Origin of the sequence: Bradyrhizobium sp. 61 (assembly GCF_023073075.1) — a bacterium.
GTDB lineage: Bacteria > Pseudomonadota > Alphaproteobacteria > Rhizobiales > Xanthobacteraceae > Bradyrhizobium > Bradyrhizobium barranii.
In genome coordinates this window covers 1-20,426 of sequence record NZ_JADPIU010000098.1, presented here as the reverse complement: position 1 = coordinate 20,426, position 20,426 = coordinate 1, and the positions used below count along the sequence as shown (strand labels likewise).

Below are 20,426 nucleotides of genomic sequence, written 5' to 3'. Positions count from 1 at the left end.
GACCTGAGACCGCTCTAACGTGGATCCCCCGTTCGACACGTGCGCCTCAGCCACCCCGAGTCGTGCACCCGACCCGCCCAGGTTTTCCCCGGTGCGAGTCATTCATTTTGGACCTGAGAATTTGTTGCAGCTCCGTCACACAAGAGTGCGAACCATCCGCTGCGGCAATCCGTGCCAGTTGCTATTGCGAATTAATCGCAATAAGGTTCGCAGCAGGCACAGGGGCTTGGGAAGAAATCGCGTCGAATCGGGATCGTCTGGTCCGATCGCGTGAACAACCAAGACTTCGTGACAGGGTCGCCGCGAATCTGCAGGGATATCGCGGCGAATGGGACACATTCGCGTTTGGGGGCGTGCGTTTTGAAGTTGAGAGGTCACCGACACCGGTATTTGCGAACGGCCGCGGCGATTGCCTCGGGCGTGCTGGCTTTTCCCGCCGCCGTACACGCGGCCGATCTGCCGCTGAAGGCGCCGGCGCTGAAAGCGGTCTATGACTGGACCGGCCTCTATATCGGCGCGCATGCCGGCTACAGCCGTGGCTCGTCCAGCTTCGCGCTGAACGACGGCACCGCGATCAACGGCAGCGGCGTCTTCAGCGGCATGATCGGCGGCGTGCAGGCCGGCTACAACTACCGGCTCAACTCCGGCTGGCTCGTCGGCGTCGAAGGCGATTTTTCGTTTCCCAATTACATCACCTCCAACTCGATCGTTTCCTTCCTCGCGACACCTGCCAACACGGTCATCCAGCAGTGGGACTACACGGCGAGCCTGCGCGGCCGCGTCGGCTACACCAGCGGTCCGTGGCTTGTTTATGCCACCGGCGGCTTTGCTTGGATGGGCGAGCGCTATTTCGACATATCGGCCGCAGGCGAAGTACCGAAAATCCTGAACACGCGGCCCGGCTGGATCGCCGGCGCAGGCATCGAATACGGCTTCGCGCCGCACTGGAGCGCGCGGCTCGAATATCTCTACAGCCGCTTCGACGGCGCCAACGTCGCCTTCTCCACGGGGGCCCAATACACCTCCTCGTCGCTCGACTTCCAGTCGATCAGGCTCGGGCTCAACCGCAAGGTCGATTGGCCGGGCATGCCGAGCTACAATCCGAAGAGCTCCCTGATCGACACGGAATCGGATCGCTGGGAGATTCACGGTCAGAGCACTTATCTGCCGCAAGGCTATCCGTCGTTCCCCGCTCTCTACAGCGGAACAAACTCGCTCTCGCCTTCAACCCAGGCCAAGGCGACCTGGAGCAACAGCCTGTTCCTGAACGCGCGGCTGTGGGACGGCGGCGAGGTCTATTACAATCCCGAACTGCTCCAGGGATTTGGACTGAACGACACGGTGGGCGCGGCAGGCTTTCCCAACGGCGAAGCGCAGAAGTCGAACTTCCCCTATCCGCATTACAACACCTCGCGGCTGTTCGTGCGCCAGACGTTCGGCTTTGGCGGCGAGCAGGAAGAGCTCGCGAGCGGCCAATTGCAGCTTGCGCAGAAGGTCGACATTTCCCGCCTCACAGTGCAGGCCGGCAAGTTCGCGGTGATCGACGTGTTCGACGGCAATGCCTTTGCCAAGGACACCCGCAAGGATTTCATGAACTGGTCGCTGTGGGCGCCGGGCGCCTTCGACTATTCCGCCGACAAGGTCGGTCTCACCTATGGCGTCACCGCCGAGCTCAACCAGAAGCAATGGGCGCTGCGCGGCGGCTATTTCCTGATGGTCGCGGAGTCCAATTCGAATCATTTCGACACCAGGGTCGGGGAACGCGGTCAGTACGCGATCGAGCTGGAGACGCGGTTCTCGCTGCTCGGCCAACCTGGCAAGCTCAGGACCATGGGCTGGGTCGACAGCGCCAACATGGGCAGCTTCCGCGAGACGCTGGACAATCCTGCGCTCAATCTCGACATCGCGCAGACCCGCCGCGGCCGCCTCAAGGTCGGCTACGTCGTCAACCTCGAGCAGGCGATCACAGAGGATATCGGGCTGTTCGGCCGCTGGAGCTGGAACGACGGCAAGACCGAAACGCTCGCCTTCACCGACATCAACAGCAGCCTGGCCGGCGGACTGTCGATCAAGGGCACGAAATGGGGCCGGCCTGACGACGTCGTCGGCATCGGCGGCGCGGTCAATGCCATCTCGCAGGATTATCGCGACTTCCTGGCCGCCGGCGGCCTCGGTGTTCTCATCGGCGACGGCGCTCTCAACTACCGCAAGGAGCGCATCCTTGAGGCCTACTATGCCTATTCGGTGAACAAGAACGTCACGCTGACCGCGGACTATCAATTGATCACAAACCCGGCCTATAACGCCGACCGCGGGCCGGTCTCGATCTTCTCGGGCCGCCTGCACGCAGAGTTCTAGCCCAAAATTCCAGCCCAAGGGCGGGCCTATGAAGCCGAGAGATATCCGCACGGCCGCGATCGGCCGGGCGCTACTCCCCAATGTCTGGGACGTCGCGGCGCTGATCCTCGTGATCGGCGCCATGGTCCTGATCGTCTATGGCGGCGAGCAGACCACGGTGCCGCTGTCCGAGCTCGAGCGCGCACCGGTCACGCTCGATCCGGCAAACCTTCCGCTTTACGCCTTGCGCACCGTCTTACGGATGCTGCTCGCCATCGTCTGTTCGACGGTCTTCACCTTCATCTACGCGGCGATCGCAGCCAAGAGCCGGCGAGCCGAATTGGTGATGATCCCGCTGCTGGATATTTTGCAATCCGTCCCGATCCTGGGCTTCCTCACCTTCACCGTCGTGTTCTTCATGAATTTGTTTCCGGGGCAGGTGCTCGGCGCCGAGCTCGCCTCGGTGTTCGCGATCTTCACCAGCCAGGCCTGGAACATGACGTTCAGCCTGTACCAGTCGATCCGCAACGTTCCGAAGGATCTGGAAGAGGCCACGCAAAGCTTCCATTTGTCCGGCTGGCAGCGCTTCTGGCGCCTCGACGTCCCCTTCGCGATGCCCGGCCTGATCTGGAACGCGATGATGTCGATGTCGGGCGGCTGGTTCTTCGTGGTGGCCTCGGAGGCGATCACGGTCGGCAACACCACGGTGACGCTGCCGGGCATCGGCTCCTATGTCGCGATGGCAATTCAGCAGCAGGATTTGCCGGCGATCCTCTACGCCATGCTGGCGATGCTGCTCGTGATCATCGCCTATGATCAGCTACTGTTCCGCCCCATCGTCGCCTGGGCCGACAAATTCCGCTTCGAGCAGACCGCCTCAGGCGAGGCGCCGGCCTCCTGGATGCTCGACCTGTTCCGCCGGACTCGGGCGCTGCGTGCGCTGACCCTTCCTTTCGCGGCGCTGAACCGCGCGATCTCGAACTTGCGCATTCCGCTGCCGAAGCTGCCGCCCGCGGCACCAGGTAAAGACCAGACGTCACGCCTCGTCGATACGGTCTGGATCGCATTGATCCTCGCCGGCACGGCCTATGCCGCCTGGCTGACCTATCGCTATCTCTCGGCCAGTCTCGGAATGTCCGACGTTCTCGTCGTCATCAGGGACGGGCTCATCACGTTGTTGCGCGTCGCCATCCTGATCAGCCTCGCCACGCTGATCTGGGTGCCGGTTGGCGTGTGGATCGGGCTGCGCCCGAAGCTCGCCGAACGAATCCAGCCGCTGGCCCAGTTTCTGGCGGCCTTCCCGGCCAATCTCGCCTTCCCCGTCTTTGTCGTCGCCATTGTCAGCTTCAAGCTCAATCCAGACATCTGGCTGAGCCCGCTGATGATCCTGGGCACGCAGTGGTACATCCTGTTCAACGTGATTGCGGGCGCGAGCGCCTTTCCGACCGATCTGCGCGAAGCCGCCGGCAGCTTCCATCTCCGGGGATGGCGATGGTGGTTCAAGGTGATACTGCCCGGTGTCTTTCCTTATTACATAACCGGCGCGATCACGGCGTCCGGCGGCTCCTGGAATGCGTCGATCGTCGCGGAGGTCGCAAGCTGGGGCGACACGCATCTGAAGGCCACCGGGCTCGGCGCCTATATTGCTTCCGCAACGGAAGCCGGCGACTTCCCGCGCGTCGTGCTCGGAATTGCCACGATGTGCATTCTGGTGACGTTGTTCAATCGTCTGGTCTGGCGGCCGCTCTATGCCTTCGGCGAGCGTCGCCTGCGGCTCGGCTGACGAGGAGACCATCATGCTCGATCAACCCTCTGCGCTCATCGACATCCGCGGTGTCTGCCGATCCTTCCCGAAAGGCAGCGGCGAACAGCTCCTGGTGCTGGACAAGGTCGACCTGACGATCCGTTCGGGCGAGATCGTCGGCCTGCTCGGCCGCTCCGGCTCCGGCAAGTCCACCTTGCTGCGGATCATCGCCGGCCTGGTCAGCCCGTCTGCGGGACAGGCGACCTGTCGCGGCGAGATCATCGTCGGGCCACCGAACGGCGTCGCCATGGTGTTCCAGTCATTCGCGTTGTTTCCCTGGTTGACCGTGCTCCAGAACGTCGAGCTCGGGCTCGAAGCGCTGGGCGTCGATGCCACCGAGCGCCACAAGCGCGCTCTTGCTGCGATCGACCTGATCGGCCTTGACGGGTTTGAGTCCGCCTTCCCGAAGGAGCTGTCGGGTGGCATGCGCCAGCGCGTCGGCTTCGCCCGCGCGCTGGTGGTGCATCCGGACCTCCTGCTGATGGACGAGCCGTTCTCGGCACTCGACGTCCTCACGGCCGAGACGCTGCGCACGGACCTGATCGACCTCTGGATCGAGGGCCGGCTGCCGATCAAATCGATCCTGATGGTGACGCACAATATCGAGGAGGCGGTCCTGATGTGCGATCGCATCCTGGTGTTCTCATCCAATCCAGGGCGTGTCGCCGCCGAGATCAAGGTCGACATGCCGCATCCGCGCAACCGGCTCGACCCCCATTTCCGGCAGCTCGTCGACAACATCTACGCGCGCATGACCCAACGCGCCGAACCGAAGGCGCCCCCCGTCGAAGGCATCCTGGGCTCCGGTGTCGGCATGACCCTGCACCACGTATCGTCCAACGTGCTGTCGGGCCTGATCGAGACGCTGGCGGGGCCGCCCTATCACGGACACGCCGACCTGCCCGTGCTCGCAAGCCAGCTCCAGCTCGAGGCCGACGAGATCCTCCACCTCGGCGAGTCCCTGCAACTGCTGCGCTTCGCCCAGCTGAGCGAAGGTGACCTGATGCTCACCGACACGGGCAAGCGTTTTGCCCATCTCGAAACCGACGCACGCAAGAAGCTGTTCGCCGAACATCTCGTCACTTACGTGCCGGTGATGGGATTGATTCGCCGCGTGCTCGACGAACGTCCCTCCCATACCGCCCCCGCGGCACGGTTCCGCAACGAGCTCGAAGACTACATGTCCGAGGACTACGCGGACGAGACGCTCAGGACCGTCGTGTCCTGGGGACGTTATGGCGAGCTGTTCGCATATGACGAGCAGTCGGAGACGTTCAGCCTCGAAAACCCGGGCGAGAGCGCTTGATCCCGCCTGCGGCAATTTGGCTGGAACCGGACAAATTGTGCATCGAGTTCATATATAAGGGTCTTGGTCCGGCGTTCGCCGGGTCAGGTATCCCTTTTCCCTGCGCGCAATGTTGTCCGTCGAACTCATCATCGTCGTCGTCCTGATCGTCATTAACGGCCTGTTGTCCATGTCCGAGCTGGCCGTGGTCTCGTCCCGCCCGGCCCGGCTGTCGCTGCTCGCGGCCAAGGGGGTGCGCGGCGCCGAGCGGGCGCTGACGCTGGCGGCCGACCCCGGAAAGTTCCTCTCGACGGTGCAGATCGGTATCACGCTGGTCGGCGTGCTCTCGGGCGCGTTCTCCGGCGCGACGCTCGGACAGCGGCTGACGCAATGGCTGGTCGAGCTCGGCCTGTCCTCGGGGATCGCCGACATCGTCGGCGTCGGCATCGTGGTCACGCTGATCACCTACGCCACCCTGATCGTCGGCGAGCTGGTGCCGAAGCAGGTGGCCCTGCGCGACCCCGAGAGCATCGCGGTCAAGGTCGCGCCCGCGATGCACGTTCTGGCGCGGATCTCGCTGCCGCTCGTCTTCCTGCTCGATCTCTCCGGCAAGCTGATCCTCACGCTGCTCGGCCGCGGCGGCAAGGCCGAGGAGAAGGTCTCGGAGGACGAGATCCATCATCTCGTCAGCGAAGCCGAGAACGCGGGCGTGCTGGAGTCGGGCGAAAAGGAGATGATCGCGGGCGTCATGCGGCTCGGCGACCGGCCGGTCGGCGCGATCATGACGCCGCGCACGGAGGTCAACGAGATCGATCTGAACGATGCGCCGGAAGCCATTCAAGCGACCATCGCGAAGAGCCCGCATTCGCGCTTTCCCGTCTCGGACGGCGATCGCGACAAGCCGATCGGCGTGCTCCAGGCCAAGGACCTGCTGGTCGCCTACATGAACGAGCGCACGCCGGATCTGCGAGCGCTGGTGCGCGAGGCGCCCGGCATTCCGGCATCAGCCGACGCCCGCGACGTGCTGGCGATCCTGAAAGCCGCTCCGGTTCATGTCGGCCTGGTTTACGACGAATACGGCGCCTTCGAGGGTATCGTGACGACGGCTGACATTCTGGAATCGATCGTCGGCGCCTTCCATTCCGAGGAGGGACCGCCGGAGCCGGCCTATGTCAGGCGCGATGACGGCTCGCTGCTGGTCTCCGGCTGGATGCCGGTCGACGAGTTCGGCGAGTTGCTCGGCGTCGAGCTGCCGCCGCACCGCTACAACACGGTGGCGGGCCTGGTGCTGCAACAGTTCAACGTGCTGCCTAATGTCGGCGATGCCTTCGACTTCGCCGGCTGGCATATCGAGGTGGTCGATCTCGACGGTCGGAGGATCGACAAGATTCTGGCGGGCCGGTTGAGTGAGGTCGAGACGGGATGATCGCGCACCCAACCCTCCACCCGTCGTCCCGGACAAGCGCGCCCTAAGCGCGCGACTTTGTCGTGCCCCGGGACGACAGCGGAGTTTGTGGTGCGCGCTCGCGTCAAACGCAGACCGCTCACCCGAACCGCACCCCGATCCGCTTCTCCTTGCGCCAGACGACCGTGCAGGCGAGATGCGTTCCGTCGGCCTGGATGACCAAGGTGAAGCGCTCGGGGATACCGACCGGACTGGTGACATCGAGCGCGGCGCCGGTGTCGGAGAAATTGCGGACGGTGCAGTCGATCGCGCCGCCGCCGAACTCTATGGTTCCGGCTTTCAGCACGCGGTGCCTGGCTTTGTCGCGTCGCTCGTCCATGGGGCCAATCTACACCCCAAGCTGACACAGACGTTAAAACACAACCACAATCCCCGATGAATTTTTACCGCCGCAGGATGCGGCGGATCATGCGGTGGCCCCTACGGCGCCGGCTGGAACGTCTCCGCCCGCGCCATCTGCCAGGCTTCACGGAAGCGCGGATCTTCGGTGCCTTCGAGCAGCTCGCCCGGACGCAGCGACGGATAGAGCTGCGCAAAGGATCGCACCTGGGTGGTCGATGTCCGCTGGCTGAAGTGGATCGGGCGCAGCTGCTGCGGATGTTCGAGACCGGCCGCGGCGATCAGCTCGGTGAGCGAGTGCAGCGTGGCGTGGTGATAATTATGCACGCGGTCGATCTTGAGCGGCACATAGAGCGCACGCGCACGTGTCGGGTCCTGCGTCGCAACCCCGGTCGGGCAGCGGTCGGTGTGGCAGCTCAGCGACTGGATGCAGCCCAGCGAGAACATGAAGCCGCGCGCCGAGTTGCAATAATCGGCGCCGATCGCCATCGCCCGCGCCATGTCGAAGGCGGTCGCGATCTTGCCGGACGCGCCGATCCTGATGCGGTCGCGCGCATTGATGCCGACCAGCGCGTTGTGGACGAAATTGACGCCCTCGCGCATCGGCATGCCCAGATGGTCCATGAACTCCAGCGGCGCCGCGCCGGTGCCGCCTTCGTTGCCGTCGACGACGATGAAATCCGGATAGATGCTGGTCTCCAGCATCGCCTTGCAGATCGCCAGGAATTCCCAGGGATGACCGATGCACAGCTTGAAGCCGGCCGGCTTGCCGCCGGACAAGCGTCGCATCTCGGCGATGAACTGCATCATGCCTGTTGGCGTGGAGAAGGCGCGGTGCGAGGCCGGCGAGATGCAGTCCTCGCCCATCGTGACGCCGCGGATTTTTGAGATCTCCTCCGACACCTTCGCAGCCGGCAGCACGCCGCCATGGCCGGGCTTGGCGCCCTGGCTGATCTTGAGCTCGACCATCTTGATCTGGTCCTGGCTCGCGACGCGGGCGAACGCCTCCGGATCGAACGTGCCGTCGAGATGACGGCAACCGAAATAGCCGGAGCCGATCTCCCAGATGATGTCGCCGCCCATCTCGCGGTGATAGGGGCTGAAGCCGCCCTCGCCGGTGTCATGCGCGAAGCCGCCCTTCCTGGCGCCGGCATTGAGCGCGCGCACGGCGTTCGGGCTGAGCGCGCCGAAGCTCATCGCGGAGATGTTGAACACCGATGCCGAATATGGCTTTGCGCAATCGGGGCCGCCGATGGTGACACGAAACTTCTCCTCGGCGTGCGTCTTCGGCGAGACCGAGTGATGCATCCACTCGTAGCCCTCGCGGTAGACGTCCTCCTGGGTGCCGAACGGACGCTTGTCGAGCTCCATCTTGGCGCGCTGATAGACCACCGCGCGGATGTCGCGCGAGAACGGCATGCCGTCCTTCTCGCTCTCGAAGAAGTACTGCCGCATCTCCGGGCGGATTTCTTCCAGCAGGAAGCGGATGTGCGCCGAGATCGGGTAGTTGCGCAGAACGGCATGGCCCTTCTGCATGAGGTCGCGGACGCCGAGCAGCGTGAGAGCGCCGAAGATCGCGATCGGGATCAGCAGGATGTCGAAGATCTTGCCATCGGCGAGGCCGATGCCGATCAGCAGCGCGGTGACGACCGCGCAGATGGTCAGCACGATGAAACGCGGCGAGAACGGCAGCAGCAGGGTTTCCATCAGCCCTTCGGGTGAAGCTTGCGTCTTGTTATCGTTGGCCACGACCACATCCCTCTCGTCAGTCTGACAGGGCATGATACGCCCGCGCCACGTCCATGGTTATGACGCGGACCCCGCCTTGAGGCTACCGAATCCGGATGCCGCAAATCAATCCATCCCGCGGTCGGCTTCGCAGTGCAATAGATTCAAATGAAATGACAAATCAGTGACCATGAGGCTGCGCCTCGTGCGGAATGACGCCGTGCTGCTCGAGGCCGCCTCGCGCCAGCCAGGCATCGGTGCTCGCGACCGCACGCTCGATATGGTCGTCGGTCCGCGAAAAATCGTAGGGCGATCCCACCAGCGGACAGAGCGGCGGCACCACGACATATTCGATGTCGGACGCCACCCCCTCGAGCTCCGCCACCAATTGCCGGGCGATCAGCAGCGTCAGCGCATGCAGGGCATTGGCAACCGCGCCCACCGGCGGGTCCTTCACCGCGCAGGCGTGTCCGGTCGGCAGCACGACCAGCCGCTTTGCGCCTTTCTGGATGGCAACCCGGACCGGCGTGTTCGAGGAGAGCGCACCGTCGGCCAGGAACCGATTGCGGTAGTAGACCGGCGAGAACGCGCCGGGGATCGCAGTGGACGCCAGGATCGCGTCCACCGTCGCCCCCTCCGACAACACCACGCTCTCGCCGGAGACGAAATCGGTGGTGACGATGTGCACGGGCAGCGCGGCGTCCTCGAGGTTGCGATAGGGGATGTGGTCCTCGACCAGCTTGCGGATGCCGTCATGGGGAATCAGGAAATCGCGCCGCCACATGAATCCGGCGAGGCTCTTCCAGGTGACCGGGAAGACATCATGACGCTTCAGGCCGCGCCAGACGGCTTCAAGCCCGAGCACGCCCTTGAGCGAGGGGTCGCCGGCATAATAAGCGCCGTTGATCGCGCCGACGCTGGAGCCGACGACGAGATCGGCGACGACCCCGTGCCGCGCCAGTGAATGCATCATGCCGACCTGGATCGCTCCAAAACTGCCGCCGCCCGCCAGCACGAAAGCAGTCGGTTTCGGCGGACCATGGTCGATCACGGACAAGATTTGCGCAGCTCCCCAGCTCTCGCATTGCAACATCGCGGCGAGATTTTGGCGCGAGCTTATAACAAGGTGCGCGCGAGACGCGCCAATAACAAAGTCGGGGGAGGAGGGTGAGGGACGTGGATGGCCTAGCGAGTGTGAGGCGAAATGGCAGCCCCACACTCGACTGACGTCCCCGCGAATGCGGGGACCCATAACCACAGGGAGAGGTTATGGCGCGAGCTGATAACCACTAGCCGTCGCCAAACCACTTCCTGTGGTTATGGGTCCCGGGCTCGCGCTTCCGCTCTTCGAGCTACGGCGGACAAGTCGCGCGCCCCGGGATGACACCGATGTTGTGGCTAAAAGTGCCGCGCTCAACAAGCCGAACGGCGCTTACCGCTCGACGAACGCCTTCTCGATCACGAAATGGCCGGGCTTGTTGCCGGAGCCCTCGATGAAATCGCGGCCTTCGAACATCACCTTCAGCTCTTCCAGCATCGCCGGGCTGCCGCACATCATGATGCGGTCGGTTTCGATGTCGAGCGGGCCCTGTCCGATATCGTTGAAGATCTGCTCGGAGTTGATGAGGTCGGTGATACGGCCGCGGTTCTTGAATGGCTCGCGGGTCACGGTCGGATAGTAGATCAGCTTGTCCGCCAGCAGCTCCCCGAACAGCTCGTCCTCGCGCAAGGAAGCAACCAGCTTCTCACCATAGGCAAGCTCGGAGACCTGGCGGCAGCCATGCACCAGCACGATGCTGTCGAACTGGTCGTAGACCTCGGGGTCCTTGATCAGGCTGGCGAAGGGCGCGAGACCGGTGCCGGTCGAGAGCAGCATCAGCCGCTTGCCGGGAATGAGGTTGTCGGTGATCAGCGTGCCGGTCGCCTTGCGGCCGACCAGGATGGTGTCGCCTTCCTTGATCTTCTGCAGGCGCGAGGTCAGCGGACCGTCTTGAACCTTGATCGAGAAGAACTCGAGCTCTTCCTCGTGGTTGGCGCTCGCCATGCTGTAGGCGCGCAGCAGCGGACGGCCGTCGACCTCGAGGCCGATCATGGCGAACTGGCCGTTCTGGAAGCGGAAGCCGGTGTCGCGCGTGGCGCGGAAGCTGAACAGCGTATCGGTCCAGTGCTGGACGGAAAGAACCTTCTCTCGGTAAAACGCGCTCATGATTTTCGATATTCCGAATAATTGCGGTTTTAGGGCAAAAGCGTTGCCCGGCCCCTGAAAACGGGGCGGGCACCATTGCCATGGCGGAGGATTTCGCGTGTGTGATCTACGCCATTGAGGCCAATAATCAACCTCGTTCCGGATGCAATTGATGCCGCTCAAACCGGCATTTGCGGCGGAAATGGCCACATCATTAATGAATCTGCTGCCGGGCATGCGCGGCGGGCAATTTCTTTTCCCTTCAGGGCCTGATTGCAGCACTTAATTTCCGTCGCGCTCGCGAGAATTTCATTAAGAATAGCTCTGACTTTCACCCCGGTTTGGCGCCGTTTCCCGCATTTTTGCGGCTTTTGGCGACAGGAACGACTGAACAGATGGCAAGCGGCGAGCGGATCTTCGTCCAGGCGATCAGGCGCTATTGCGCGACCCATGGCATCGCGCTCGACGTCCGCGCCGGCGGCTGGCTGCTCGCGATGCGCAGCCGCGCGAAGCGCCACTTCGCGTTCGGCTACGACATCGGCCTCAACAGCGCCATCGCGCACCGTCTCGCCAACGACAAATCGGCCACTGCCGAGGTGCTGGCGCTTGAGGGCGTGCCATGCGTTCCCCATCGCCTCTTCCTCAACCCAAAGCTGGGCAAGAACATTGTTGGCTCCAATTGGCGAGACGCAATGCTCGAGCTGCTTCACGACCATCCGCAAGGCGTGGTGGTGAAGCCGAACGAGGGAACATCGGGGCGCTCGGTGTTCAAGGTGACGACAGAGGCGGAACTCGACCACGCGGCTGCCGAGGTCTTTTCGATGAGCGCCGGACTCGTGATCTCGCCCTATGTCGCGATCGAGCAAGAGGTGCGCGTGATCCTGCTCGATGATGTGCCACTCGTCGTCTACAGCAAGCAGCGTGGGTCGGATTGGCGACACAATCTCGATGCCGGCGCAAAGCCGGTGCTGCTGGAGGACGACAAGCATCGTACGGCCTGTGTCAAGCTCGCGACCGATGCCGCGAGCGCCATCGGCATCGCCTTTGCGTCAATTGACGTGATCCGTGTCGATGGCGAGTGGCGGGTGCTGGAAATCAATTCCGGCGTGATGATGGAAGCGCTGGCGAAGCTGCATCCGGAGCTGGTGCAGGCGACGTACGACGCGGCGCTGGATCGCGTGTTTGGGGATAACGTTGATTGAACTCTCGCGACAAAGTGCGCTGCGTCCCCTCTCCCCTTGTGGGAGAGGGTGGCTCGCCGCGTAGCGGCGAGACGGGTGAGGGGTCTCTCTCCTCAACGTAGATTTAACGTGCGGATAGAGACCCCTCATCCGGCGCTTCGCGCCACCTTCTCCCACAAGGGGAGAAGGAAGTAAGCGCTAATTATTCGCGCTGGCGGAGTCGTCCATCGCCTTGAAGGCTTCCTCCAGCTGCAGGGAGATCGGCACGTTCAGGCGTTCGCCGGTGGGCAGCCGCGCGGTGAACCATTTGTTGTAGAGCGGAACGAGATCGCGATTGGAGCCGAGTTTGCGGAAGGTGCGGTCGACCACCGCCGTCAGCTGAGGCTCACCCTTCCTGAACATGATGCCGTAGGGGTCATAGGACAGGTAATCGCCGGTGACGCGGAACTTGTCCTGCGCCTTGTGGCGCGCGATCAGGCCGAAGAGCAGGATGTCGTCGGTCGCGAACGCATCGGCCTTGCCGTCGACGAGCATCTGGTAGGACTGCTCGTGATCCGGCGAGGTGACGATGTTGAGGCCGAGCGAGGACTTCTTGTCGGCCGCCTGGATCGCCTGCTCGTTGGTGGTGCCCTTCGTCACCACCACGGTCTTGCCCTTCAGATCGGTCAACGACTGGACCTTTGACGCCTTCGGCACCATCAGCTTGGTGCCGGCGACGAACATCAAAGGCGAGAACGCGACGCGCTTGCCCCGCTCGGCATTGGCCGTGGTCGAACCGCATTCCAGGTCGATCTTGTTCTGGAGCACGGCGTCGATGCGGTCGTCCGAGGTGACCTTGACGTAGTCGATCTTCAGATCGGGATCGTCGACCTCGACGCCGATCTCCTCGACGATGGCCTCGCAGAGTTCGAGGCTGTAGCCGATCGGGCGGCCTGACTGGTCGAGGAAGGAGAACGGCGGCGAGCTCTCGCGATAGCCGAGCCGCACGGTGTGCCTGTTCTTGATGGCCGACAGCGTCGGGCTAAGCCCTTCGCTGCCGCCGGTCTGGGCGGAGGCGCCGGTTGCCAGCAGGCACGCCGCCAGCAACAGGCCACCCGATATCGCCGTTGAAAGGCGCATGATGCACTCCCGTCAATGGCCGGCCATCGCGGGCAGTTCGCCCGGAACCATGTCCGGCGTCGTCGCTTCGCCGGGTCCGAGCTCGTGCTCGGGCCCGAGCTCACCTTCCCACTTCGCGACCACGGCGGTCGCGAGCGAATTGCCGATGACATTGGTGGCGCTGCGTCCCATGTCGAGGAACGTGTCAATGCCCATGATCATCAGCAGGCCTGCCTCGGGGATGCCGAACTGCGACAGCGTCGAGGCGATCACCACGAGGGATGCGCGCGGTACGCCGGCAACGCCCTTGGAGGTGATCATCAACGTCGCGAGCATCGCCAGCTGCGTCGCGAGCGACATCTCGATGTGGTAGGTCTGCGCGATGAAGATGCTCGCGAAGGTGCAGTACATCATCGTGCCGTCGAGATTGAAGGAGTAACCGAGCGGCAGCACGAAGCTCGAGATCCGCGACGACGCGCCGAACTTGGTCAGCCCCTCCAGCGTCTTCGGATAGGCCGCTTCCGAGCTCGCGGTGGAGAACGCGATCATCAGGGGTTCGCGGATCAGCTTCAGCAGATGGCTGTATCGCGGCCCGATCACCATAAAGCCGACGATCATTAGGATGACCCACAGGATCCCAAGCGCGAGATAGAAGCCACCCATGAAGACGATGAGCTTCCACAGCACGCCGAGGCCGTTCTTGGCGACAGTGGCCGTGATGGCGGCCCATACCGCGAGCGGGGCGAACAGCATCACATAGCTCGTCACCTTGAGCATGATGTGAGCGACGTCGTCGATCATTGCCAGGATCGGCTTCGATCGTTCGGGCATCGAGCCCATCGCCACCGAGAAGAACACGGCGAAGATCACGATCTGCAGGATCTCGTTCTGCGCCATGGCGTCGGCGATCGAGGTCGGGATCAGATGGGTCAGGAATTTTTCGATCGAGAAGGCCGAGACCGGCAAGCCGGTCGATTGCCCCGCCTGCGGCAGCGTGCCGGGGAAGTTCGCGCCGGGCTGGAGCAGATTGACCATGACGAGGCCGAGCAACAGCGACACGAAGGACGCGCTGACGAACCAGCCCATGGTCTTGGCGAAGATGCGCCCGAGCCGCGAGCCGCTGCCCATATGCGCGATGCCACCGACCAGCGTCGCAAACACCAGCGGCGCGATGATCATCTTGATCAAGCGCAGGAACATCATGGCGATCAGGTTGATGGAGGAAGCCCATTCGGCTCTGGTGTCAGGCAGGAAGTTGAAGATCGCCGCCCCCATGACGATGCCCAGCACCATCGCGGCCAGAATGTATTGCGTAAACTTGTTCGACATCGCTTACCCCCACCTACACCGGCGCTTCATGATGTCGCAGATATGACGACGACGCAACACGCTTGGCGTGCTCGCGCGATGGCCTGATGTTCCCGTTGCGAAACGGGTCGGCGCGATCTAGCCTTCATGCAGCGCACAACGAATGCGGCTTGCGCGTTTTCTTTGCGGCGGCTGCATCAATAATCGTCAAGCAAACGAAGAGGAAACGCCATGAGCAGCAGCATCAATCGCCAGATTCTTCTGGTCGAAAAGCCCAGCGGCAAGCTCGGTGCCGAGCACTTCAAGATGGTCGAGGGTGCGATGCCTGAGCCGAAGGATGGCGAGGCCTTGCTGCAGGTGCGTTACATCTCGCTCGACGCGGCCAACCGCGCCTGGATGCATGGCGCGACCTATCGCTCCGCGGTCGAGGCCAACAGCGTGATGGCCGGCGGCGGCATCGCCGAGGTCGTCAGCTCGAAGGCGCCGGGGCTGGCTGCCGGCGACATCGTGTTCGGCGACACCGGCTGGCAGGAGTTTGCCGCGGTGCCGGCAAAGCATCTCACGAAAATGCCGAAGCTCGAGCCGATGACGCATCTGCTCAGCGTGTTCGGCATCGCCGGCCTCACCGCCTATTTCGGCCTGCTGGAGGTCGGCAAGCCCAAAGAGGGCGAGACCGTCGTGGTGTCCGCGGCGGCCGGCTCCGTCGGCTCGATCGTCGGGCAGATCGCCAAGATCAGGGGATGTCGCGTGATCGGCATCGCCGGCGGCGCGGACAAGTGCAACTGGCTGACCTCCGAGCTCGGCTTCGATGCCGCCGTCGACTACAAGGACGGCGCGGTGTTCAAGGCCCTGCGCGCGGCGGCGCCAAAAGGCATCGACGTCTATTTCGACAATGTCGGCGGCGACATTCTGGAAGCCTGCCTGCCGCAGATGAACAATTACGGCCGCATCGCCTGCTGCGGCGCGATCTCGCAATATGACGGCGCACCTGCCGCGCACGGCCCGCGCGGCGTGCCCGGCCTGATCGTGGTGAAGCGGCTCGTCATGCAGGGCTTCATCGTGATGGACTACATGAAGGAGAGCCAGCGCGCGCTCGCCGACCTCCAGGGCTGGGTCGCATCCGGCAAGCTGAAGGTGCAGGAGGACATCATCGACGGATTGGAGAATACGCCGAAGGCGCTGATCGGATTGCTGGCGGGAGAGAACCGCGGCAAGCGCATGGTCAAGCTCTGACGCCGTATTGTTTGAGCATGATCTCCGCGCCAACGCGTTCCGCGTTTGTCGCGAGGGAAAGCCGCGGCGCACTTTTCCGGATCATGCTCTAGTTACGTCGCAATTGCGCCCGTATAATCTACTTGCGGTAGAGGCCGAGGCAGCCAATGATGCTGCACGCGGCATCACCCGCAATGATTGCTTGCATTACATTTAAAAATTGTCGGCGTGACCGACAGGGCAGGGATTTACCCAAATGTTCAACACGTTGAAACATGCATCAACGCGTCGCGCGCTGCTGGCGGCAACGCTCTTCGCAACTGCAACAGGCGCATTCGCGCAAGCGCCGACCGACGCTCAGAAGAGCGCCATCCGCTCCGCATGCCGCTCGGACTTCATGGCGCACTGCGCGAGTGTCACGCCCGGCGGCGTGGAGGCGTATCAATGTCTCCAGAAGAACATGTCCAGCCTGTCATCGGGATGCCAGACCGCGGTTCGCGCGGTCGAGCCCGCTGCGGCGCCGAAGACTGAAGCTGCACCCGCCAAGTCCGAACCGGCAAAGACCGAAGCAGCCCCCGCCGCCGCAGCCGCTCCGAAAGCGGCGGCGTCAAAGCAGCCGAGCAGCACGCAGATTGCCGCGGTCAAGAGCGCGTGCCGCGCCGATTATCCCAAGGTGTGCGCCAGCGTGCCGCCGGGTGGCGCCCCCGCCCTCGAATGTCTCGAGAAGAACAAGGCCAAGGTTTCGCCGGCCTGTGAGAAGGCGGTGAGCGCCGCAACCGGTGGCGGCGGCGCTGCTGCGACAGCAGCACCTGCGGGCGCAGCTCCTGCGGCAGCAGCACCGGCGGCGGCGCCGGCCGTGATCGTTCTGCGCCCGCTACGGCCGCGCGAAGAACTGTTCATCGTGCGCTCGGCCTGCGGTGCCGACATCCGCACGCTCTGCGCCGGCGTCGCGCCGGGCGGGGGCCGCATCGTGCAATGCATCTCCAGCAATGCCGCGTCGCTGTCACCCGCCTGCAAGGAAGTGCTGGCGCCATTCGCGGCGCGATAAGCGGCGCGGGATTGCGCGCCAAGCGCGCGCCACCGACCGGCCGCGCGCGAATGAATTTTCGCGCGCCTGCCGCGACAAACCCTTTGCAAGTAACCGATTTCGATCACGACAAGACCGGAGAAAGACATGCGTTCATTTCTGCTTATTGCTGCCGCGCTCCTCGCCTTCGGCGCGAGCATGACCTTTGAGTCTACCGATGCCAACGCGGTGGTGTGCGCCCGCGGCGTCTACCGCGCCGGCTGTGCCGGGCCGAATGCGGCCGTCGTGGTGCGCAAGCCGGTTCCCGCGGTCCGCTGTACCAGGGTGCTGGTGAACGGCGTCTACGTGAAGCGCTGCGTCTGACCCCGGATGGCCAAGCTCGCGCGGTTTGGCTATGGTTCGCAACGTCACTGCCCCGGACACGCGCCTGGCGCGTGTCCGGGAGTAAGCTTCGACGCCCCCCGCCTTCGATAATTCCGCTGGCGCGGACGGCCGGAGCACATTAGTGTACCCCTAGATAGTAAGTATACTGTCAATTAGGGAGGCAGACGTTGCGGATCGCCGTGATTGGCGGGGGGCCCGGTGGGCTCTACTTCGCCTATCTCTGGAAAAAGCGTCACCCCGAGGATCAAGTCGACCTGTTCGAACAGAACCCGGCCGACGCGACCTGGGGCTTTGGCGTCGTGTTCTCCGATCAGGCCCTGGAATTCCTGCGCGCCGACGACCCCGAAACGGTCGATGCGATCGCGCCGCATATGGAGAGCTGGGAGAACATCACGCTGAACCTTCACGGCGACAGCGTCGCCATCGACGGCGTCGGCTTCTCCTCGATCGGCAGGCTGGAGCTCCTGCAGTTCCTCCAGCAGCGCGCGCTCGACGCCGGCGTCACGCCGCGCTTCGACACGCAGATCCACGCCATCGACCAGCTCAACGGCCACGACCTGATCGTCGCGGCCGACGGGCTGAATTCGCTGGTGCGGCGCGCCTATGAGGGCGATTTCGGCACGTCGCTGTCCTACTCCTCCAACAAGTTCGTCTGGTACGGGACCTCGAAACGCTTCGACACGCTGTCGCAGACCTTCGTGAAGACGGACCGCGGCGCCTTCAATGCCCATCACTATCGCTACTCCCCGACCATGAGCACCTTCCTGGTCGAATGCGACCACGCGACATGGCAGGCCTATGGCTTCGCCTACAAGGATGCCGAGCAGTGCAAGGGCGTCTGCGAGGAGGTCTTTGCCGACACGCTGGGCGGCCACTGCCTGGTCTCCAACAAGTCGGTCTGGCGCAACTTTCCCTGGGTCTGGAACGAGCACTGGTCGTTCAAGAACATGGTGCTGCTCGGCGACGCCCTGCACTCGGCGCATTTCTCCATCGGCTCGGGGACGCGGCTCGCGATCGAGGACGCCATTGCGCTGGTCAAGGCGCTGGAGTCGGATGCGCATCTGGCGACCGCGCTGCACCGTTATCAGGCCGCGCGAAAGCCGGTGGTGCAGAAGCTCGTCAATGCCGCGCGCACCTCGGCCTTCTGGTACGAGCACTTCGCCCAGCACATGCAGCTCGGCCTGATGGACTTCGCCTACAGCTACATCACCCGCTCCGGCCGTATCGACGACCCCCGGCTGCGCGCGATGTCGCCCGCCTTCATGACGCGCTACGAGGCCGAGAAGAACGGCGGAGATGCCGCATGAGCAGCGAGATCCGCGACCAGGTGCCCGCTGACGGCCCGGGCGCCCGTGAAATCGGCTTTGCCATTCCGCAAACCTACAATGCCAGCCGCGTGCTGTTCGACCAGCTCGCCAAGGGCCGCGGCGACAAGCCTGCGCTGATCGGACCCGCGGGGACCCGCAGCTATTCCGAGCTTTGCGCGGAAGCTTGCCGCTGGGGCAACGGTTTCGCGTCGCTTGGCCTGAAGCGCGGCGACCGCGTGCTGCTGTTCCTCGACGATACCCCGGCCTATCCGGCCGCATTCTTCGGCGCGGTGCGCGCCGGCTTCGTGCCGCTCCTGATCAACACGCTGACGCCGCCGGACCTGCTGCAATTCTATCTCGCCGATTCCGGCGCGGCGGTTGCGGTGGCGGATGCCGAATTCGCGACGCGCTTCGATGCGGAGGCCTGCGCGGCGACCTGCCTGCGCACGCTGATCGTCGTCAACGGCGACGCGCGCGGCCACGCCGCGCCTGCGGCGATCGCGGCGCCAGGCTGGCTCGCGCGGTTCCCGGCCGAGCTCGCGGAAGCGGACACCGATCGCGACGAGATGGCGTTCTGGATGTACTCCTCCGGCTCGACCGGCCGGCCCAAGGGCATCGTGCACCTGCAGCACGACATGGCCTACAGCGATGCCGCCTTTGCGCAGAACGTGCTGAAGCTGACGCCCGGCGACATCTGCTTCTCGGTGCCGAAGATCTTCTTCGCCTACGGTTTCGGCAACTCCGTCACCTTCCCGTTCTCCGCGGGTGCCGCGACGCTGCTGCTGCCGGGCCAGCCGAAGCCTGCATCGATCTTTGCCGCGATCGAGCAATACAAGCCAACGGTCTTCTTCGGCCTGCCGACGCTGTACACCTCGCTGACCAAGGCGGAGGGGGCAGACAAGACCAACTTCTCGTCGCTGCGCATGTCGCTTTCGGCGGCCGAGGTCCTGTCTGCGGACGTCTTCAACGGCTGGAAGACGCTCACCGGCCTCGAAATCGTCGAAGGCCTCGGCTCGACCGAGGTGCTGCACATCTATCTCTCCAACCGCCCCGCGCAGAAGAAGCTCGGCGCCGCCGGCCTGCGCGTGCCAGGCTACGAGGTCGCGCTGCGCGACAAGGACGGCCGCGACGTCGCCGACGACGAGGAAGGCATCTTGTGGGTGCGCGGCGATTCCAACACGCCGCTGTACTGGAACCGGCCGGACAAATCCGCCGAGACCATCCGCGAGGGCGGCTGGATCTACACCGGCGACCGCTTCGTCCGCGATGCCGACGGCTTCCACTTCTTCCGCGGCCGTGCCGACGACCTCATCAAGATCTCCGGCCAGTGGGTCTACCCGCTCGAGGTCGAGCTGTGCCTCGCCGACCACCCCGATATCCGCGAATGCGCCGTGTTCGCCGCCGAACTGCCGGACCGGCGCATGACGCTGAAGGCGGTGGTGGTGATGAACAACCGCGCGACCGATCAGAATGAGGCAACGCGGCGGCTACAGGATTACGTCAAGGGCAAGCTGCTTCCTTACAAATATCCGCGCGAGGTGATCTTCATCGACGAGCTGCCGAAGACGGGAACGGGGAAGATTGACCGGCAGGCGTTGCTGCGGATGTGACGCCAGCAGCAGTGAAGAGCGCACTCCCGCCACCACACAACCGCTGTCATCGCCCGGCTTGATGTTCAGCCCGGGGACATGACCGACGGGTGTTCGGGGACATAGCCGACACTTTTTCCGCTCGCCAAGTCGATGATAGCGACTTGGTGGGCGGCA

The 20,426-nt window shown here is 64.0% G+C and carries 16 protein-coding genes; 10 read left to right on the top strand and 6 right to left on the bottom strand.

What is annotated here, in order from left to right:
- Nucleotides 1-390 precede the first annotated feature (390 nt).
- The 4 genes from IVB46_RS39185 to IVB46_RS39170 all read left to right on the top strand — a co-directional run bounded on the left by IVB46_RS39185 (nt 391) and on the right by IVB46_RS39170 (nt 6,852).
- Entirely contained in the window at nt 391-2,358 is a 1,968-nt protein-coding gene (locus IVB46_RS39185; protein WP_247316380.1) for a carbohydrate porin, read from the top strand.
- Nucleotides 2,359-2,386: 28 nt separating this feature from the next.
- Nucleotides 2,387-4,120, top strand: coding sequence for an ABC transporter permease subunit (locus IVB46_RS39180; RefSeq protein ID WP_085404099.1), 1,734 nt, complete (start codon nt 2,387-2,389; stop codon nt 4,118-4,120).
- A 13-nt stretch (nt 4,121-4,133) separates the two neighbouring features.
- A complete protein-coding gene (locus IVB46_RS39175) occupies nt 4,134-5,447 on the top strand; it encodes a nitrate/sulfonate/bicarbonate ABC transporter ATP-binding protein (protein WP_063986036.1) in 1,314 nt (437 codons plus the stop codon).
- Between the two features lie 109 nt (nt 5,448-5,556).
- A complete protein-coding gene (locus tag IVB46_RS39170; protein ID WP_166353460.1) occupies nt 5,557-6,852 on the top strand; it encodes a hemolysin family protein in 1,296 nt (431 codons plus the stop codon).
- 118 nt (nt 6,853-6,970) lie between these two features.
- On the opposite strand, the gene IVB46_RS39165 is transcribed toward IVB46_RS39170, so the two are convergent.
- The 4 genes from IVB46_RS39165 to IVB46_RS39150 form a co-directional block, all read right to left on the bottom strand.
- Nucleotides 6,971-7,210: a PilZ domain-containing protein gene (locus IVB46_RS39165; protein WP_028159962.1), complete on the bottom strand. Its 240-nt coding sequence runs from the start codon at nt 7,208-7,210 to the stop codon at nt 6,971-6,973.
- Nucleotides 7,211-7,311: 101 nt separating this feature from the next.
- The gene (locus IVB46_RS39160; protein ID WP_247316501.1) at nt 7,312-8,937 is read right to left on the bottom strand and encodes an FMN-binding glutamate synthase family protein; all 1,626 of its coding nucleotides are present in this window, start codon (nt 8,935-8,937) and stop codon (nt 7,312-7,314) included.
- Nucleotides 8,938-9,139: 202 nt separating this feature from the next.
- The gene (locus IVB46_RS39155; protein WP_249807756.1) at nt 9,140-10,015 is read right to left on the bottom strand and encodes a patatin-like phospholipase family protein; all 876 of its coding nucleotides are present in this window, start codon (nt 10,013-10,015) and stop codon (nt 9,140-9,142) included.
- Nucleotides 10,016-10,390: 375 nt separating this feature from the next.
- Nucleotides 10,391-11,164 (bottom strand): ferredoxin--NADP reductase, encoded by a 774-nt coding sequence (locus tag IVB46_RS39150; protein WP_014490313.1) that lies wholly within the window; start codon nt 11,162-11,164, stop codon nt 10,391-10,393.
- Nucleotides 11,165-11,538: 374 nt separating this feature from the next.
- Between IVB46_RS39150 and IVB46_RS39145 the strand changes: the two genes are divergently transcribed.
- Nucleotides 11,539-12,345 carry an ATP-grasp domain-containing protein gene (locus IVB46_RS39145; RefSeq protein ID WP_247316382.1) on the top strand — a complete coding sequence of 269 codons (807 nt, stop codon included), beginning with the start codon at nt 11,539-11,541 and terminating at the stop codon, nt 12,343-12,345.
- Between the two features lie 177 nt (nt 12,346-12,522).
- On the opposite strand, the gene IVB46_RS39140 is transcribed toward IVB46_RS39145, so the two are convergent.
- Entirely contained in the window at nt 12,523-13,443 is a 921-nt protein-coding gene (locus IVB46_RS39140) for an amino acid ABC transporter substrate-binding protein (protein WP_247316384.1), read from the bottom strand.
- A 12-nt stretch (nt 13,444-13,455) separates the two neighbouring features.
- Entirely contained in the window at nt 13,456-14,751 is a 1,296-nt protein-coding gene (locus IVB46_RS39135) for a dicarboxylate/amino acid:cation symporter (protein ID WP_166074360.1), read from the bottom strand.
- A 210-nt stretch (nt 14,752-14,961) separates the two neighbouring features.
- Between IVB46_RS39135 and IVB46_RS39130 the strand changes: the two genes are divergently transcribed.
- The 5 genes from IVB46_RS39130 (at nt 14,962) to IVB46_RS39110 (ending at nt 20,270) form a co-directional block, all read left to right on the top strand.
- Entirely contained in the window at nt 14,962-15,963 is a 1,002-nt protein-coding gene (locus IVB46_RS39130) for an NADP-dependent oxidoreductase (protein ID WP_247316385.1), read from the top strand.
- 235 nt (nt 15,964-16,198) lie between these two features.
- Nucleotides 16,199-16,990 carry a cysteine rich repeat-containing protein gene (locus tag IVB46_RS39125; RefSeq protein WP_247316386.1) on the top strand — a complete coding sequence of 264 codons (792 nt, stop codon included), beginning with the start codon at nt 16,199-16,201 and terminating at the stop codon, nt 16,988-16,990.
- 126 nt (nt 16,991-17,116) lie between these two features.
- Nucleotides 17,117-17,332, top strand: coding sequence for a hypothetical protein (locus IVB46_RS39120; protein WP_028148322.1), 216 nt, complete (start codon nt 17,117-17,119; stop codon nt 17,330-17,332).
- 188 nt (nt 17,333-17,520) lie between these two features.
- The gene (locus IVB46_RS39115; RefSeq protein ID WP_247316387.1) at nt 17,521-18,660 is read left to right on the top strand and encodes an FAD-dependent monooxygenase; all 1,140 of its coding nucleotides are present in this window, start codon (nt 17,521-17,523) and stop codon (nt 18,658-18,660) included.
- Nucleotides 18,657-20,270: a benzoate-CoA ligase family protein gene (locus IVB46_RS39110; RefSeq protein ID WP_247316388.1), complete on the top strand. Its 1,614-nt coding sequence runs from the start codon at nt 18,657-18,659 to the stop codon at nt 20,268-20,270. Before IVB46_RS39115 ends, IVB46_RS39110 begins: the two co-directional genes overlap by 4 nt.
- Nucleotides 20,271-20,426 lie beyond the last annotated feature (156 nt).